The organism is Denitratisoma sp. DHT3 (genome assembly GCF_007833355.1).
In the GTDB taxonomy this organism is placed as follows: domain Bacteria; phylum Pseudomonadota; class Gammaproteobacteria; order Burkholderiales; family Rhodocyclaceae; genus Denitratisoma.
On sequence record NZ_CP020914.1, the window covers coordinates 2,756,762 to 2,771,843 of the forward strand.

At 65.0% G+C, this 15,082-nt stretch carries 15 protein-coding genes; 2 read left to right on the top strand and 13 right to left on the bottom strand.

Annotated elements, in window-relative coordinates; genetic code table 11:
- Positions 1–151: 151 nt before the first annotated feature.
- On the bottom strand, positions 152–1,867 hold the full coding sequence (locus tag B9N43_RS12680; RefSeq protein WP_145842543.1) for a tetratricopeptide repeat protein: 1,716 nt from the start codon (positions 1,865–1,867) through the stop codon (positions 152–154).
- A gap of 74 nt (positions 1,868–1,941) precedes the next feature.
- Here B9N43_RS12680 and mutM point away from each other — a divergent pair, with 74 nt between their 5' ends.
- The gene (mutM, locus tag B9N43_RS12685) at positions 1,942–2,766 is read left to right on the top strand and encodes a bifunctional DNA-formamidopyrimidine glycosylase/DNA-(apurinic or apyrimidinic site) lyase (RefSeq protein ID WP_145842544.1); all 825 of its coding nucleotides are present in this window, start codon (positions 1,942–1,944) and stop codon (positions 2,764–2,766) included.
- A gap of 12 nt (positions 2,767–2,778) precedes the next feature.
- Here the strand turns inward: mutM and B9N43_RS12690 are convergent, their stop codons facing one another.
- The 5 genes from B9N43_RS12690 to B9N43_RS12710 all read right to left on the bottom strand — a co-directional run bounded on the left by B9N43_RS12690 (position 2,779) and on the right by B9N43_RS12710 (position 6,876).
- Entirely contained in the window at positions 2,779–3,030 is a 252-nt protein-coding gene (locus B9N43_RS12690; RefSeq protein ID WP_145842546.1) for a YfhL family 4Fe-4S dicluster ferredoxin, read from the bottom strand.
- A 16-nt stretch (positions 3,031–3,046) separates the two neighbouring features.
- On the bottom strand, positions 3,047–3,532 hold the full coding sequence (gene coaD, locus B9N43_RS12695; RefSeq protein WP_145842547.1) for a pantetheine-phosphate adenylyltransferase: 486 nt from the start codon (positions 3,530–3,532) through the stop codon (positions 3,047–3,049).
- Complete coding sequence (gene rsmD / locus B9N43_RS12700) at positions 3,529–4,062, bottom strand: 16S rRNA (guanine(966)-N(2))-methyltransferase RsmD (protein WP_145842548.1); 534 nt, start codon at positions 4,060–4,062, stop codon at positions 3,529–3,531. Before rsmD ends, coaD begins: the two co-directional genes overlap by 4 nt.
- Positions 4,063–4,207: 145 nt before the next feature.
- Complete coding sequence (locus B9N43_RS12705; RefSeq protein WP_145842549.1) at positions 4,208–5,503, bottom strand: M16 family metallopeptidase; 1,296 nt, start codon at positions 5,501–5,503, stop codon at positions 4,208–4,210.
- Positions 5,504–5,517: 14 nt separating this feature from the next.
- On the bottom strand, positions 5,518–6,876 hold the full coding sequence (locus B9N43_RS12710; protein WP_145842550.1) for a M16 family metallopeptidase: 1,359 nt from the start codon (positions 6,874–6,876) through the stop codon (positions 5,518–5,520).
- Positions 6,877–6,963: 87 nt separating this feature from the next.
- Between B9N43_RS12710 and ftsY the strand changes: the two genes are divergently transcribed.
- Positions 6,964–7,995 carry a signal recognition particle-docking protein FtsY gene (ftsY, locus tag B9N43_RS12715; RefSeq protein ID WP_145842551.1) on the top strand — a complete coding sequence of 344 codons (1,032 nt, stop codon included), beginning with the start codon at positions 6,964–6,966 and terminating at the stop codon, positions 7,993–7,995.
- Positions 7,996–8,027: 32 nt separating this feature from the next.
- On the opposite strand, the gene B9N43_RS12720 is transcribed toward ftsY, so the two are convergent.
- The 7 genes from B9N43_RS12720 to B9N43_RS12750 form a co-directional block, all read right to left on the bottom strand.
- Positions 8,028–8,900, bottom strand: coding sequence for an amidohydrolase family protein (locus B9N43_RS12720; protein ID WP_145842552.1), 873 nt, complete (start codon positions 8,898–8,900; stop codon positions 8,028–8,030).
- A gap of 39 nt (positions 8,901–8,939) precedes the next feature.
- Positions 8,940–9,188 (bottom strand): DUF4143 domain-containing protein, encoded by a 249-nt coding sequence (locus B9N43_RS17790; protein WP_186454056.1) that lies wholly within the window; start codon positions 9,186–9,188, stop codon positions 8,940–8,942.
- Positions 9,185–9,445, bottom strand: a complete 261-nt coding sequence (locus B9N43_RS12730) for a hypothetical protein (protein ID WP_145842553.1) — start codon at positions 9,443–9,445, stop codon at positions 9,185–9,187. Before B9N43_RS12730 ends, B9N43_RS17790 begins: the two co-directional genes overlap by 4 nt.
- A complete protein-coding gene (locus B9N43_RS12735; RefSeq protein ID WP_145842554.1) occupies positions 9,417–9,842 on the bottom strand; it encodes a DUF6088 family protein in 426 nt (141 codons plus the stop codon). Before B9N43_RS12735 ends, B9N43_RS12730 begins: the two co-directional genes overlap by 29 nt.
- 662 nt (positions 9,843–10,504) lie before the next feature.
- Positions 10,505–13,945, bottom strand: coding sequence for a beta strand repeat-containing protein (locus tag B9N43_RS12740; RefSeq protein WP_145842555.1), 3,441 nt, complete (start codon positions 13,943–13,945; stop codon positions 10,505–10,507).
- A gap of 535 nt (positions 13,946–14,480) precedes the next feature.
- A complete protein-coding gene (locus tag B9N43_RS12745) occupies positions 14,481–14,780 on the bottom strand; it encodes a CcdB family protein (RefSeq protein WP_145842557.1) in 300 nt (99 codons plus the stop codon).
- Positions 14,780–15,028, bottom strand: a complete 249-nt coding sequence (locus B9N43_RS12750; RefSeq protein WP_145842558.1) for a type II toxin-antitoxin system CcdA family antitoxin — start codon at positions 15,026–15,028, stop codon at positions 14,780–14,782. The genes B9N43_RS12745 and B9N43_RS12750 overlap by 1 nt, the downstream gene beginning before the upstream one ends.
- Positions 15,029–15,082 lie beyond the last annotated feature (54 nt).

Consider the following 15,082-nt stretch of genomic DNA (forward strand, 5'->3'; position numbering starts at 1 on the left):
GGGGGCGGAGGCGGGGTTTCGCAAAGCACTGCTTTGCGCCGCCGTAGCCGGCGGTCTGAGCAAAGACCGCCGTGGGCGGCCGGGAGGGGGAGGGCCTTCTTGCCCTCCGCGTATTTCATGTTCCGGGGCGGAACATTGGCGGCCATGAGCGTTAGCGGACCAGGCGCTTGAGGGTGGCGGTCAGCGCCTCGTTGTCGGGATCGGCGCGCAGCGCGTCGTCCCAGGTCTTCTTCGCCTCGTCGCGCCGGTTCAGCGCCCACAGCACCTCGCCCAGGTGGGCGGCGATTTCGGGGTCGGGGCGCAGCGCCAGGGCGCGGCGCAGGTAGTCCTCGGCCTGGCCGTTCTTGCCGCGGCGGAACAGCAGCCAGCCCATGCTGTCCAGGATGTAGGGATCCTCCGGCGCCAGGCTCAGCGCCTTGTCGATCAGTTTCTGGGCCTCGTCCAGGCGCAGGTTGCGATCCACCAGGGTGTAGCCCAGGGCGTTGTAGGCGTGGGCGTGGTCGGGTTGCAACTGGATCAGCTTGCGCAGCCGGGTTTCCACTTTGGCGTACTGGCCGAGCCGGTCCGCGACCATGGCGGATTCATAGAGCAGGGTCGGCTCCTCGGGCGTGCCGGCCAGAGCGGCTTCCAGCACATTGCCGGCGTCCTGGGTGCGGCGCGCCTCGAGCAGCAACTTCGATTCGGCCACGATCAGGGTGACGCGGTCCTTGGGGCTGGCCTCCGCGCCCTGCCGCAATTGCGCGCGGGCCTCCTCGATCCGGCCCTGGCGCGCCAGCAGCGCGGCGGCCTGGCCGCGTGCCGCGGCGAAGCGGCGGCTGCCGGAGCCGACCTGGTCGTAGAGGTCCACCGCCTCGCTCCAGCGGTGCCCCTCCTCGGCGATCTGCCCCAGATAGAAACGCGCGCCGTCGCGGTCGCCGCCGTTGTCGAGCTTCAGCATCTGGCGCAGCTTGCTTTCCGCGCCGGCGATGTCGCCCAGTTGCAGGGAGAGCAGGCCCACGGCGTAGAGCAGATCCGGATCGTCCTTCTGCAGTTCCAGCAGGGCGGCGAACGCCTGGCGCGACTCGTCGTAGCGCTTGGCGTCCACCAGGACCCGGGCCAGCGCCAGGCGGGCTTCCTTGGACTGCGGGTTGCGGGTGATGAAGCCTTGCAGCGCCTCCACCGCGCGATTGGGGGTGTCCAGCAGCAGTTGGACCTTGAACAGGATGGCCGGCTCCGAGTCGGGCTTCAGTTGCAGGGCCTGGTCGATCTCCGCCAGCGCGCGCAGCGACTCCTTGGCGCTCTGAGCGGCCTGGGCCCGGGCGAAGTGGGCTTCGGCGAGCGTCAAGTAGGGCAGCGTGACCTGGTCGACGAGGCGCAGCACCGCCTCACGGTCGTGCTGGCCGGCCAGGGTGCGGTGCAGTTGCAGCAGCTGGGCGCCGACGTCCGGCCCCGCCTTGGTCAGGGCCTGGCTCAACAGTCCGGCCAACTCGTCGGTATGGTTGGTGGCCGCGAGCAAGGTCCACAGCGCCTGGCGCGCCGCTTCCGACTCCGGTTCGCCGGCGGCCCAGATGCGGGCGGCCTCCAGCGCCGGCTCCAGTTGCCGGGCGTGGTAGGCGATCTCGGTGGCGCGGCGGGCGATGCGCGGGTCCTGCGTGGTCCTGGCCAGGTTCACGTAGGCGCCGGCGGCGAAATTCAACTGGCCCCGCCCGCCGGCGATTTCGGCGAGCAGGAACTGGTAGAGGATCTGCGGCGTCAGGGACGAGGTTTCCTGCGCGCCGCCGGCTTCGGTCGTCGCCTTGGCCGGGGGCGCTTCGGCATGTGCGGGAAGGGTCAGTCCGAAGAACAGCGCGGCAGCCAGGGGGCGCAGGTGACGCAGTGGGGGCGACATGGGAAACGGACGGGGCGCGGGGCCGCAGTAAATTAGAATGCGCCGATGTTATCAGCTTCATCGAGCGGTCCCCAATGCCCGAATTGCCCGAAGTCGAGGTGACCCGCCGCGGCCTGGCGCCGGCCTTGCTGGGACGGTCCGCCAGCGGCGCCGTGGCGCGGGTGCCGGCGCTGCGCTATCCGCTGCCCGCCGATCTGGAACGGCGCCTGGCGGGGCAGGTGCTGCAATCGATCCGGCGCCGCGGCAAATACCTGTTGCTGGAGTTCGGCAGCGGCTGCCTGCTGATCCACCTGGGCATGTCCGGCAGCCTGCGCCTGGTGCCGGCCCATCAGGCGCCGGGGAAGCACGACCACCTGGATCTGCGCTTCGGCCACGGAGAGGATGTCCGCACCGTGCGCCTGCGCGACCCGCGCCGTTTCGGCGCCGTGCTCTGGCTGGAGCGGCACGCGCAAACCCATCCGCTGCTGGCGGTGCTGGGCATCGAGCCGCTGACCGAGGAATTCACGCCGCGCTGGCTGTTCGATGCCAGCCGCGGGCTCAAGGCGCCGATCAAGAACGTGCTGATGGACAGCCACCGCATCGTCGGCGTGGGCAACATCTACGCGTCGGAAAGCCTGTTCCGCGCCGGCATCGATCCGCGCACCCCGGCCGGCAGAATCTCCCTGGCCCGCTGTCGGCGGCTGGTGCCGGCGATCAAGGACACCTTGAACGAGGCGATCGCCGCCGGCGGCAGCAGCCTCAGGGACTTCATCCATTCCGACGGAGGTTCGGGCTATTTCCAGCTCCAGACCTTCGTCTACGACCGGGAAGGCCAGCCCTGCCGGCGTTGCGGCGGCCTCATCCGCCAGATCCGGCAGGGACAGCGGGCGACCTACTACTGCCCCCGCTGTCAGCGTTGAATCACTTGCGGCTCACTTGTTGGCCGAGAGCTTGAGGAACTTCGCCATCAAGTCGTCTTTCGACTCGACGTGGGCCGGGTCGTTGGGAATGCAATCCACCGGGCAGACTTCGCGGCACTGGGGCGTGTCGAAGTGGCCGACGCACTCGGTGCACTTCTCGGGATCGATCACGTAGATCTCGTCGCCCTGGGAGATGGCGTTGTTGGGGCACTCGGGTTCGCAGACGTCGCAGTTGATGCATTCGTCGGTGATCATCAGGGACATGGCGGATTTCCTCGTTTTAGTTGTGGTACTTGGCCTTGAGCCGCGCCACCACCGGCGGTGGCACGAACTTGGTCACGTCGCCGCCGAAGGCGGCGATTTCTCTCACCAGGGTGGCGGAAATGAACATGTACTGCTCGCCCGGTGTCATGAAGACGGTCTCGATCTCGGGATACAGGTCCCGGTTCATGCCCGCCAGCTGGAATTCGTAGTCGAAGTCGGAGACGGCGCGCACACCGCGGATCACCACCTGGGCCTCCTCCTGGCGGGCGAACTGCATCAGCAGGCTGGAAAAACCCTTCACCTCGACGTTGGGCAGGCCGCCCATGACTTCGCGGGCGATCTCGATGCGTTCCTCCAGCGAGAAGATCGGCTTCTTCTTCTCGCTGACGGCGATGGCGATGATCACCTTGTCGAAAATCCTGGCCGCGCGGCGGGCGATGTCCTCGTGGCCGCGGGTCAGCGGATCGAAGGTGCCTGCATAGACGGCGATGGTGGTGCTCATGGATGCTCCAATAGATGGAAATGAACCTGTCCTGCCTGCCCCCGCTTGACGACCCGCCATTCGCCGAGGCCCTCGATCGGGTGCTCGGCTTCCGCGTAGATACGGCCCCCGCGGTTCACCAACGCCGCGAGCCTGGGCTCCAGCCGCTCCAGCCAGCCCTGGCGGTAGGGCGGGTCGAGAAACAGGAGATCGTATCCCGCCGCAACGGGGGAGACGAATTGTAACGCATCGTCGCAGACAAGCTCGACGGCGCTACCCAAGAGGAGTTCGGCGTTTGTCCGCAGCTGCCGGAAGACGCCCTTGTCCCGCTCCACCATCGTCACGCGGTCCGCGCCGCGGGAGGCGGCCTCGAAGCCGAGGATGCCGCTGCCGGCGAAGAGGTCGAGGCAGGACAGGCCGGCAAGGTCGTGGCCCAGCCAGTTGAACAGCGTCTCGCGCACGCGGTCCGGCGTCGGCCGCAGGCCCTCGGCGTCCTTCACCTGGATCAGGCGGCTGCGCCACTGGCCGCCGGTGATGCGGACGCGCGCCATCACAGAAAAAGTCGCGCAGCGACTTCAGAAAGCTCCCCTCGCCCGCTTGCGGGAGAGGGGTTGGGGGTGAGGGTGGTGGTGAGGAGATGGAGCGCCGGCGATACGTCGCTCATGCCCCGGTTTTCCTGCTGCAACGCCACGTCCATCAGTCGGCCGCCACCATCACCGTCACCAGATGCTCCGGCCGCACGTGGCGGGCGAAGGCGGCCTTGACCTGCTCGCGGGTGACGGCATTCACCCTGGCCGGATAGTCGTCCAGGTAGGACAGGGGCAGCTGGTAGAAACCGATGTTGGACAGGTTCGCCAGCAGCTTGGCGTTGCTGTCCAGGCGCAGCGCCAGGCCGTCCACCAGGTTCTGCTTGGCGGCCTGGAGTTCCCTGGCCGTTGGCCCCTCGGCGAGGAATTTCGCCAGCACCTCATTCACCACTTGCAGGGCGGCGCCGGCCTGGTCGCGCTTGGTTTGCAGGCCGATCTCGAAGGGCCCTTCGAGCCGGCGCGGCGCGAAGTAGGAATACACGCTGTAGGCATAGCCGCGCTTCTCCCGCACCTCCTGCATCAGGCGCGAGACGAAGCCGCCGCCGCCCAGGGTGTAGTTGCCCACCAGCAGCGCGTAGTAGTCGGGATCGTCGCGGCGCAGCGCCGGCAGGCCGACGTGGATGTGGCTCTGGCTCGCCGGATGGGCGACGCGCACGGTGCCGGCCTGTGGCGCGGTAACCGGCGGCAGCGGCGCGGCCGCTTCGCCCGCCGGCAGCGCGGCGGTGAGCTGCCGGGCGATGGCTTCCGCCTCGGCCCGGGAGATGTCGCCGATCAGGGACACCACGGCGTTCCTGGCGTTGTAGTGGCGGGCGTGGAAGGCCACCAGATCGTCGCGGCCGATCGCGGCCACCGAGACCGTGCTGGCGCTGGCGCCGTAGGCGTGGCCCGGATAGATCTCCGCCGCGAAGCGTTTCGCGGCGATGCTGTCGGGCCGCGTGTCGGCCTCCTGGATGGCGGCGATGGAGCGCGCCTTTTCCCGTTCCAGCGCGGCCGCCGGATAGGTGGGCGCGGCGAGCAGCCGGGCCATCAGCGCCAGGGCGCCGTCGCGTTCGGCGCGTTCGGACAGGGTGCGCAGCCGCAGCCCGGCGCGGTCCGCGTCCAGCGAGCCGGCCAGCTGGGCGCCGAGGTCCACCAGGCGGCCGGCGATCTGCTCCTCGTCCAGGTCCGCCAGGCCGCTGTCGAGCAGTCCGTTGGCGAGCCCCGCCAGACCCGCCTTGCCCGGCGGATCGTAGGCCGCGCCGGCCACGAAGTCGACCTGCACGTCCAGCATCGGCAGGGCGCGGCTTTCGATGAAATACACGCGGGCGCCGTCGGACGTGGTCCAGTGCTGGATCGGCGGGGCGGCAATCGCGGTCTCGGCGGTGAGGGTGATGCAGAACAGGAGCAGGGCAAGAAATTTTTTCATGGCGATGTCTGGAATCAATGATGATGGCCAGCGGCAGGCGCTGCTGGACGCTGCGCCTGTTCCAGCGGCAGCGGGTCGAGGGTGGCCACGGTCAGGGTGTCGTCGCCGAAGTACTTGGCGGCCACCGCCCGCACTTCCTCGGCGCTGACGGAGCGGATCTTTTCCAGCATCCGGTCGATGTCGCGCCAGTGGAAGCCGCTGGCTTCGGCGTGGCCGATTTCCATCGCCTGGCCCATCATCGAATCGCGCTTGTAGACCTGGCTGGCGATGGTCTGCACCTTGACCCGCGCCAGCTCCTCGGCGGTCACGCCCTCCCTGGCGATGCGTGCCACCTCCGCGCGCAGCGCGGCCTCCAGCTCGGCCGCGGTATGCCCTTCGGCCGGCTGGCCGCCGAGGGTGAACAGGGCTTCGCCGCGCAGGGTGCCGTCATAGCCGGCGCCGGCGCTCTGCGCGATCTTGCGCTCGCGCACCAGGTGGCGCGGGAAACGCGCCGCGTCGTGGCCGTCGAGCAGGGTCGCCAGTACTTCCAGCGCGTAGGGCTCGCGGTCCCGTTCCACGTCCTTCAGCTTGGGCACCTTCCAGGCCAGGGCCACGTAGGGCAGCTTGGCCGGCGCCTTCACCACCACCCGGCGCGGCCCTTCCTGGGGCGGCTCGTTGCGCGGCTTGCGTTCGGGCTGGGTCTGGGGCGCCTTGAGGGGGCCGAAGTGCCGCTCGGCGAGGCGGAACACCTGTTGGTGATCGACGTCGCCGACGATCACCACGTAGGCGTTGGCCGGGTTGTACCAGGTCCGGTACCAGTCCTGCGCATCGCGCCAGGTCATGTGTTCGAGATCGTCCATCCAGCCGATGATGGGCCGGTGATAGGGGTGGGCGACGAAAGCGGCGGCGCGCAGCGCCTCGTGGACCTTGGCGATGGGCTCGTCCTCGGTGCGCATCCGGCGTTCCTCCATCACCACCTTGATCTCCGAGGCGAACTCCTTGGCGTCCAGCTTGAGATGGGCCATCCGGTCCGCCTCCAGGGCCATCATCTCGCCCAGCCGCGCCTGCGGCACCTGCTGGAAATAGGCGGTGTAGTCGAGGCTGGTGAAGGCGTTGTCGCGCCCGCCGGCCGCCGCCACCCGGCGCGAGAACTCGCCGGGACCGACCTTCTGCGTGCCCTTGAACATCATGTGCTCCAGCACGTGGGCGACGCCCGAGGTGCCGTCCCGCTCGTCCATGCTGCCGGCCCGGTACCAGACCATCTGCACCGCGGTGGGCGCGCGGTGATCCTCCTTGACGATGATGCGCAGGCCGTTGGCCAGGCGGGTTTCATAAGGGTTGGCCAGGGCCGCCGCGGAGAGCAGCAGCGAGGCGCACAGCAGTAGTCTTTTCATGGTGGTTCCAGGGCTTTGTTAAACTGGTGCCTTCCGGGATTTTCCCGTCTCGCGCATCATACGCGCGCCCTCTAGACTGTTTTTTTCATGCTGAGTTTCTTCAAGAAGAAAGACCCCGCCCAAGACCCGTTCGCCGCGCAGGGCGTCACCTCTGACGCCACCTCGGACGCCGCGGCGGAGTCGTCCGCTGCCGAAGCGCCCAGGCGCTCCTGGACCGAACGCCTCAAGGCCGGGCTTTCCCGCACCCGGGCCAACCTGGGCGGCAAGCTCGCCGGCCTCTTCAGCCGCGCCCGGATCGACGACGAGCTGCTGGAGGAGCTGGAATCCACGCTACTGATGGCGGATTGCGGCGTCGAGGCCACCCACTGGCTGCTCGACGAACTCAAGGCCCGGGTGAAGAAGGACAAGCTCGAATCCCCGGCGCAGTTGCAGCAGGCCCTGAGCGAACTGCTGACGCAACTGCTCGCGCCCCTGGAGCGGGCGCTGGACGTGTCCTCCCACCAGCCCTTCGTGATCATGATCGCGGGGGTCAATGGCGCGGGCAAGACCACCTCCATCGGCAAGCTGGCCAAGCATTTCCAGACCCAGGGCAAGAGCGTGCTGCTGGCCGCCGGCGACACCTTCCGCGCCGCCGCCCGCGAGCAGTTGATGACCTGGGGCGAGCGCAACGGCGTCACCGTGATCGCCCAGGAATCCGGCGACCCGGCGGCGGTGGTGTTCGACGCCATCGCCGCGGCCAAGGCGCGGGGCATCGACGTGGTGCTGGCCGACACCGCCGGACGGCTACCCACCCAGCTGCACCTGATGGAAGAAATCGCCAAGGTGCGCCGCGTGATCCAGAAGGCCGAGCCCAGCGGCCCGCACGAGGTGCTGCTGGTGCTGGACGCCAACATCGGCCAGAACGCCATCGCCCAGGTGAAGGCCTTCGACAAGGCGATCGGCGTCACCGGCCTGGTGGTGACCAAGCTCGACGGCACCGCCAAGGGCGGCGTGCTGGCCGCCATCTCGCGCCAGTGCCCGAAGCCCGTGCGCTTCATCGGCGTGGGCGAGGGCATCGACGACCTGCAGCCCTTCCGCGTCGACGAATTCGTCTCCGCCCTGTTCGAGGACAACGCCTGAGCGCCGCCGCGGCGCCCAGGTGACAAGGGGGCTCAGCCCTCCAGCTTGAACACCCGCAGCGCGTTCTCGCGCAGGAACTTCGGCCATACCTCGTCGTTGAACGGAACGTGGGGCATGTCGCGGAAGATGCGCTCCAGGGAGATGCCCATCGGGAAGTAGCCGGCGTAGAGAATCCTGTCGGCGCCCCGGGTATTGGCGAACTGGATGATCTCCTCCGGGTAGTGCTTGGGCGCGAAGGCGCTGGTCGAGTAGTAGAGGTTGGGGTACTTCAGCATCAGCTTCCAGGCCAGCTTTTCCCAGGGTTCCGCGCCGTGGCGCATCACCACCCGCAGCTCGGGGAAGAACCAGCACACCTCGTCCAGCAGCTCCACCTTCTGCGGCGCCAGCGGCAGACGCGGGCCGGGCACGCCGACGCACATGCAGATGGGGATGTCGAGGTCCACGCAGGCGGCGTAGATCGGATACCACTTCCTGTCGTCGATCGGCACCTGCGGGCACAGCCCCGAGGGGAAGGCGGTCACCGCCTTGATGCCGTACTCCTTGTGCAGGCGGCGGATCTTGCGCACCTCCTCCATACCCTTGTTGGGATTGGCCTCGTAGGAGGCGAAGAAACGGTCGGGCCGGCGCTTGAGGGCGTCGAGATGGGGCGCGTTGCCGTCGTCGATGCCGATCATCGAGCGCTCGATGCCGTAGCGATCCATCTGCGCGATCGTGTAGGCCACGTAGTCGGGCTGCCGGCCGGCCTGGGGAATGTCCTTGAACATGTACTGGGCCGGCATCTTGAATTGCCGATGGCTTTCCTCGTCCATCAGCATCGGCTTGATGAACTCGTACCAGCCGCTGTTGTCCTCCCCCGGGATTCCCATCATCAGATCGATGATCTTCACGTTGTCCGGCATCGCCATCGGTTTTCTCCCTGTGATCGTGGGTTTGGTGGCGGTTGATTATAGGTAGTGGACCGCCGTCGGCAGCCATTGCGAAAAGAGTCGAAGATGGAGCTCCGGCAGCAGTCCTGGGCCGGGACTCATCAGGCCACGCAGGTCACTTTCCTTGACAGTGGCTGCCGCTTTCACCTCGACGCCTACCAGCTTTCCAGCCGCGTTCTCGATCACGACATCGACTTCGACTTTGTCGGCATCCCGGTAGTAGATCAGGCGATAGTCGCCGTCTGCCGTGGTCGTGTGCTTGATCAGTTCCCCGAAAACGAAGGTCTTCCGGACTTGGTCTCGGCGGAGTACGCGCCGATAACAGTGTCGGTACCCAGCACGGGGGGCATGGAGGTATCCGCAACGGTGGTGCTGGCGGTCTGGCCAGCGGCCGTGACGGTCAGGGTCTCGTCGCCTTCGGTGATCAGCAGGTCTTTCTCGAAGATGCCGGGTGGCAACGCAGTGAGTCCCTCGTTGCGCACATCCAGGATCAGGTCATGCTCGCGCGCTGTAATGGTTTTCATAGCGCACGGTGCTGATGCCGACGGTGATCTTGCGGGAAATACGGCGCTGGCCCGTATTGAACGTCGTGCGCACCGGAATCTGCGTGGTCTTGCCCTCGGCGTAGTCGGCCTGGGCGCGGCCCAACTGCACGGGCACGCCTAGTTTTTCCAGCGCTTCCTGCGCCAGCTCTTCCAGGGACACACGCGGCACGGGTTTGCCAGACAAGGTGCTCGGGCGCGCTTTGGCGTAGACGCCATAACCGAGGCGAACGATCTTACCCGCCTCGATGAGCTCCTTGATCGCCCGGCTGATCTGGCTGGGGCTGCCCATGGCCTCGAAATCCGCGCGCAGGACGACCTCGCCCTTGCGCAGGGCGATGGAGCGAACCATCCTGTCTTTGACGCTGAGTCGGCTCATGGCGACCTCCGATGTGATGCAAACATTGCCCATTTACTGTACTCGATCTTGACTTCCTTTTCCAGTTGATCCATGGGTTTTTTGATGCAAGGATTGCTCATTGCTGAAACGCAAAAATCCCCCGATCCCACCGCCTTTGAGGTCAGTGAGATCGGGGGATGCGATGGTTGCGGCTACGGCTGCCGATGCCACTGGATCAGCGCGTTGCAGCGGGCACGCTCGCGCTCGTGCTGTTCGATGGCGTCAAGTGCCCACTGGGCGATCTGGGGATCGCTGGCAACGGCAAGATTTCACTTCACTGCCCTCGGTCGAGACATTCAACTTCCAGCACCGGGCACACATCTCGCACCGCATCTGGAACACTTTCGACCAGGGCGAGGCACTGTTCCCGACAGACGCGGCCGCCGAGCTAGCACGTCGAGCCGAATCTCTGCGCGAATTCACCGAGAGCCAAATCACACGTGCGTGGCAACGGCTGGCCGAAACCACCTCCACCGCCCCCCGCAGCCGCTGGCGGCTCGGGTTGGCGTAATCGTCGCTTCTTCCGTAAAGACCCTGCACCCGCAAGGCTCTTAAGGAAAAAACCCTGCCCCTCGTGAGAAGGACAGGGTTTCAATCACCTCAAGCGCCCATCCGAGGACAGGCGCTTGTCTCCGGGGAGATTAGCCGACCGTAACGAAGTTAGCAGTGGTAGCGGAAGCATCCAAGCCGGCTGCGGCTACGCCAACCAGTTTGACCAGCGAGTCGCCAGCAGCGTCGTTATGGAACACCCACGAGTCAGAACCAGCGGTGAACACAACGGTTGCATTGGCGGCAGTCACAACCAGCTGAGCGATGTCGGCTTTCTGGGCGGCGGTCAAGCCAGAAGCCGACGTACCGGTGAAGGTCAGCAGGCCGCTGGCAATCGTGTAGGTCAGCTCAGCAGAGTTGTAGCCTGCCACAGCCCCGGCAAGAACATCTGCAGCTTTGTCAGCGGAGCCATCAAAGTCCAGCGTCATACCGATATTGGTGCCGGTGTTGGTTACACCATAACCAGTGATGATGTCATAGCCAGTCAGCGTGGACTCACCAGCGCTGATGGTGATCGACACATTATCGCGATCGGCAGCATCCACACCTGTGAAAGTGATTGAGTCCGTGCCAGCGCCAGCATTCACCGTCAAAGTACCCGTGGTGATGGTGTTGGCAACTGTGATGCTGATGGTGTCATTGCCGGCACCGGTACTGATATCAAGGTCTCCAGAGGTCAAACCTTTAGCAGAAACCGTAACGGTGTCAGTACCCGTACCCGTGACCAAACTGATGTCAGCCGTAGTCAAGGCGTCTGCCGTCACCGTCACAGAGTTGTTGCCTTCACCGGCATCCACCGTGATGTTACCGGCGGTCATGGCGGCGGAATTGGTCACTGCGATCGTGTCGTTGCCGCTACCGGTCAGCAGATCGATCGCGTTGGTAGTGGAAGAACTCGTCACCTTGAGACCCTGGTCGCCGGAGAAGGTACCGCCGGTAAAAGTCACCGCACCGGTTGTGGCTGCGATCTCCACATTGACGCCGGCCGACTTGAAGCTGGCGTCGTACCAACCACCGGTCGTAACGTCGATCGTGTTAGCCGTACTATTAAGCCCGATGGTTTTGATGTTCTTGAGTTCCTTGAAGTCATCGTCGACCATGGCGATGCCACCGCCGACCGTCACGATCAGCGAGTTGTCGCCCGCACCGCCGTCGATCTTGTTGTAAGTAGCGCCGCTGCGCAGCTGGGCCAAGTTTGCGGCTACAAAAACGTCATCGCCTTTCCCGCCGTTGTAGCTTGAGCCAACCGTGCCGAGATTGAAGGTATCGACATAATCAGAACCGGTCACCGTGGAGCCGGCCACCAGGTTCCCGCCAACAGTCAAGCCTTTGATCACGGCAGGGGAACCCGTGCCGCCGTCGCCCGTCAGTTGCGAGCCATCGATGGTGACGGCCTTGGTCGTGGCAGCGTTAGTCAGTTCTACGGCCGTGCCGGTCAGGTTGATGTTGGTGAGGTTGGTGGCCGTGAAGGCGTCGATAACAGAAGTTCTGTTCGCACCAGCCGTAGCGGTCGGGCCGGCATTGGTCTGGATGTTCAACGTCGTGGCGTTGGTGGTCAGTCCGGTCTTGATGCCCGCTGCCGCGCTGGTGGTCGTGCCGGCACCCAACTTCAGGTTCAGCGTGGTCGCACCGGTGGCCAGATTGGAGGTCAGCGCACCGGTGGTTTGACCAGTTTTGGTCACTTGAACCGTGCTGCTGTTAACCAAGCCTTGAACGACGGCGGCAGACGCGTCATCCAGCACCACGGTATCAATGGCGTTCCAGTTGTTCTTGTTGAGGTTGCCAACGTCGATGGTGTTGTTCGTGACAGTGCTCAGGCTGAGGATCTCGAAGTCGATAACCTTGCCGGAGAAGTCCGTCACCGCATCGGAAGCGGTCGCCGTCGCCGCATTGGTGCCGGTCATCTTCAGGGTGTCGCGTCCGGTGCCGCCGGAGACCGAGCCTTTCGTACCGAGCGCCGAACCGGTAAGGGTCAGCGTGTCAGCGCCGTCGCCCAGCGTGTTGGTCGTCGTGCTGGCGCCGAGTCCGATGGCGTCGGCACCGGAGCCGCCGGTGAAGGTCACGCCCGCAGCCAGGGTCGGAGTGATGGTCACGCCGCCGGTGGAGTCGACAGAGCTGACGGACTCGAGCGCAGTCACCGTCGTCGCGCTGATCGTCACCGCAGAGTCACCCTTGACGGCGATGGTCTTGGCGGCAGCAATATTAACGTCGGCAACCGTTAGCGCCTCGTCGGCATTGATGGTCAGCGAGGTTGCGCTGGCCGCGGTCAGGGTCACGCCGGTGGACGCTTTGCCGGTAGTTGCCACGTTCAGCGTGGTCGCTTGGGCATCCGTGATCGTACCGGTCGAGGCGCTGTTGAGCGTCAGGTTCAGGGTGCGAGCACCGGCAGCCGCCGTCACGGTTGCGTTGGCTGCGGCATCCTTGATGGTAAGGCTGGTCAGGGCGTCGGAGGTGATGGCAGCAGCAGTAAGTTTGGAGCCATCGATCGTGACGCTTGCCAGGGTATCGGTTGCAGCGGTGTCCAAAATCGTCACGTTATCGCCACCGGTTACTGTGACGGAGGTGGCATTGCCCTTGGTGTTGATTGTGATGTCGTTGCTGGTTGCAGTGGAGGTCAGCTTGATGGTCTCAAGACCCACAGCATTGCCAGCGTTCACCGTCAGATCGTCGCTGTCGTCATGAACAACTTCCAGAGTCTCGATGTTCTTCATGCCGGTGGGCAGGGTTGCGGTCCCAGGTGCAGCCAGGTTGCCGGTGTAAAGGGTCAGGGTGTCGGCCCCGGCGCCGCCATCCAATTGGTCGCCCGCATTGAGTTGTGTATTGATGGTGTTGTCGGCGATGAAATGATCGCTGCCCGCCCCCCCAGTCTTGTTGTCAATGCCCGCAGTGAGCATGAAGGTCTCACCAACCGAACCGGCACCGGAAACGGTGGCGATCGCGGCATCGGCGGAGGCGGTGGTCGCGGCTTCGGCGGAAGCTTGATTAATCACTGCGGCCAGCCAGGTCTTGGCGGCGTTGTAGCCGGAAGCGCTGGCGATGTCGGTGTTCTCGGCCGGGGTGTCCAGGGCGTCGGTGAAGGTCCCAGCGGCGCCGATCTTCAGCTTGAACACGTCCAGCGCGGCGTCGGTCGCGCCGACGGTGGCGGGAGTGGTCACCCAGCCGGCGGGGGCGCCGTAGGTGCCGTCAGCCTTGGGCATGTAGCCGCTGTCGTTGATGATGGCGTTGGCCAGGCCCTTCAGCTTGATGGAACCGGTCAGCAGTTGGCCCACGTAGAAGTTGTAGGCGGCCATGTTGGGGGCGGCGCCGGTCAGATTCGTGTACATGTCGGTCACGATCTGGCCGTAGTTGGTGCCGGCGGGGAAGCCGGTCTGGGTGGTCAGGTAGTTGGCGAGACCGGAAGTCCATACGGAACCGGCGTTGTCCACCAGACCCTGGCTGAATTGGGCCAGTTCGGGGGCGGTGGCCGGACGGCCCAGGGTGGTCACGAAGTAGGCCTGGACCTTGGCATGGTAATCAGCGGCTACATAAGCCATATGTATCTCCTTGATTAAGAAGGGTGAAGCAGAAATAAACGTTTATTTGAGCCTCAAAGATTTACCGCATTGGATCAACCTTTTAGACGCGGTGGCTATGGTAAAGGCTGAACTCGCAATAGAAATGTGATGGCCGTCACAAATTTGCATTTCGCCGGTGAATTCTATCTGCATTGCGGCAAACCCGAATGCGCCGGCTGGAGCGGTTTGGCGCCCAAAGCCGCGGGGAACCGTCGCACCTGCGCCGCGTGGTGCAAATCTTCCAGACAGAGCAAAATTTTGGTGATCGCTTGGACACCAGCAAACCGGCCCCTTCCCTTTCATGGGAAGAATGTCGAAATTTCAGCGGCGAGACCTGCAAGCCCTTGTAGGAGCGGGCCACGCCCGCGATTGGTGGGCGAGATGCAATGTGCGGGTCGCGGGCGTGGCCCGCTCCTACAGGACAAACTGCGCCGGTTCTGGGCAAAGTCGAAGGGGGCGATGCGGTCGCTGCGCTGCAAGACCTGGCCGGCAGCAGCGCAGGAGAGGTGGGTTTTTAGAATCCCTGCAGCAAGAGGTCTATTGCGGCAACGATTTCGTCGCGTCGATCTTCAACCCCGAACACTGCGCTTTTGAGCGCTTTCACGGGATAGGCCGCCATGTATTGCGTCACCATCGAATACGTCTCACCGTCGATCTCGAACAACGGGTTGAGCACGGTCGCGGGCTTCGGTGCTTCGGCCAAAGGCAACAGGGGAATCACCATTCGCGTGTTGAAGTGGCTCATCGCATCGGCTTGCACGTCGATGAGATATCCGTTGCTCGACGGGTTGGGATACACACTGAATCTGGCCATCAGAACATCCTGTGCTTTTCCAACGGCAGACCGTGCTCCTCCACGAAAGCATTGGAGCTTTCAATGGCTTCGCGGTTTTCCTTCAGCCAGAGTTCCGTGCGCTTCTCCGCCACCGCTCTGGCCAACCCGGCTTCGGCGGCCTGCGATACGTTGATGCGCAGTTCCCGGGCCTCGGAAAGAAGGCTCTCCGCCAGTGACACATTGGTTGCCTTCTTTGGCGCGGTTGCGTGGTTGCTCAGCGCGGACATGACTCGACTCCTTTCCAAGCATCAGCACCATGGTGCCGGATATGTGCATGATTC

Coding starts and splice junctions, on each gene's coding strand:
- B9N43_RS12680 (WP_145842543.1), bottom strand. CDS start 1,867: ATGTCGCCCCCACTGCGTCACCTGCGCCCCCTGGCTGCCGCGCTGTTC.
- mutM (WP_145842544.1), top strand. CDS start 1,942: ATGCCCGAATTGCCCGAAGTCGAGGTGACCCGCCGCGGCCTGGCGCCG.
- B9N43_RS12690 (WP_145842546.1), bottom strand. CDS start 3,030: ATGTCCCTGATGATCACCGACGAATGCATCAACTGCGACGTCTGCGAA.
- coaD (WP_145842547.1), bottom strand. CDS start 3,532: ATGAGCACCACCATCGCCGTCTATGCAGGCACCTTCGATCCGCTGACC.
- rsmD (WP_145842548.1), bottom strand. CDS start 4,062: ATGGCGCGCGTCCGCATCACCGGCGGCCAGTGGCGCAGCCGCCTGATC.
- B9N43_RS12705 (WP_145842549.1), bottom strand. CDS start 5,503: ATGAAAAAATTTCTTGCCCTGCTCCTGTTCTGCATCACCCTCACCGCC.
- B9N43_RS12710 (WP_145842550.1), bottom strand. CDS start 6,876: ATGAAAAGACTACTGCTGTGCGCCTCGCTGCTGCTCTCCGCGGCGGCC.
- ftsY (WP_145842551.1), top strand. CDS start 6,964: ATGCTGAGTTTCTTCAAGAAGAAAGACCCCGCCCAAGACCCGTTCGCC.
- B9N43_RS12720 (WP_145842552.1), bottom strand. CDS start 8,900: ATGGCGATGCCGGACAACGTGAAGATCATCGATCTGATGATGGGAATC.
- B9N43_RS12730 (WP_145842553.1), bottom strand. CDS start 9,445: ATGAAAACCATTACAGCGCGCGAGCATGACCTGATCCTGGATGTGCGC.
- B9N43_RS12735 (WP_145842554.1), bottom strand. CDS start 9,842: ATGAGCCGACTCAGCGTCAAAGACAGGATGGTTCGCTCCATCGCCCTG.
- B9N43_RS12740 (WP_145842555.1), bottom strand. CDS start 13,945: ATGGCTTATGTAGCCGCTGATTACCATGCCAAGGTCCAGGCCTACTTC.
- B9N43_RS12745 (WP_145842557.1), bottom strand. CDS start 14,780: ATGGCCAGATTCAGTGTGTATCCCAACCCGTCGAGCAACGGATATCTC.
- B9N43_RS12750 (WP_145842558.1), bottom strand. CDS start 15,028: ATGTCCGCGCTGAGCAACCACGCAACCGCGCCAAAGAAGGCAACCAAT.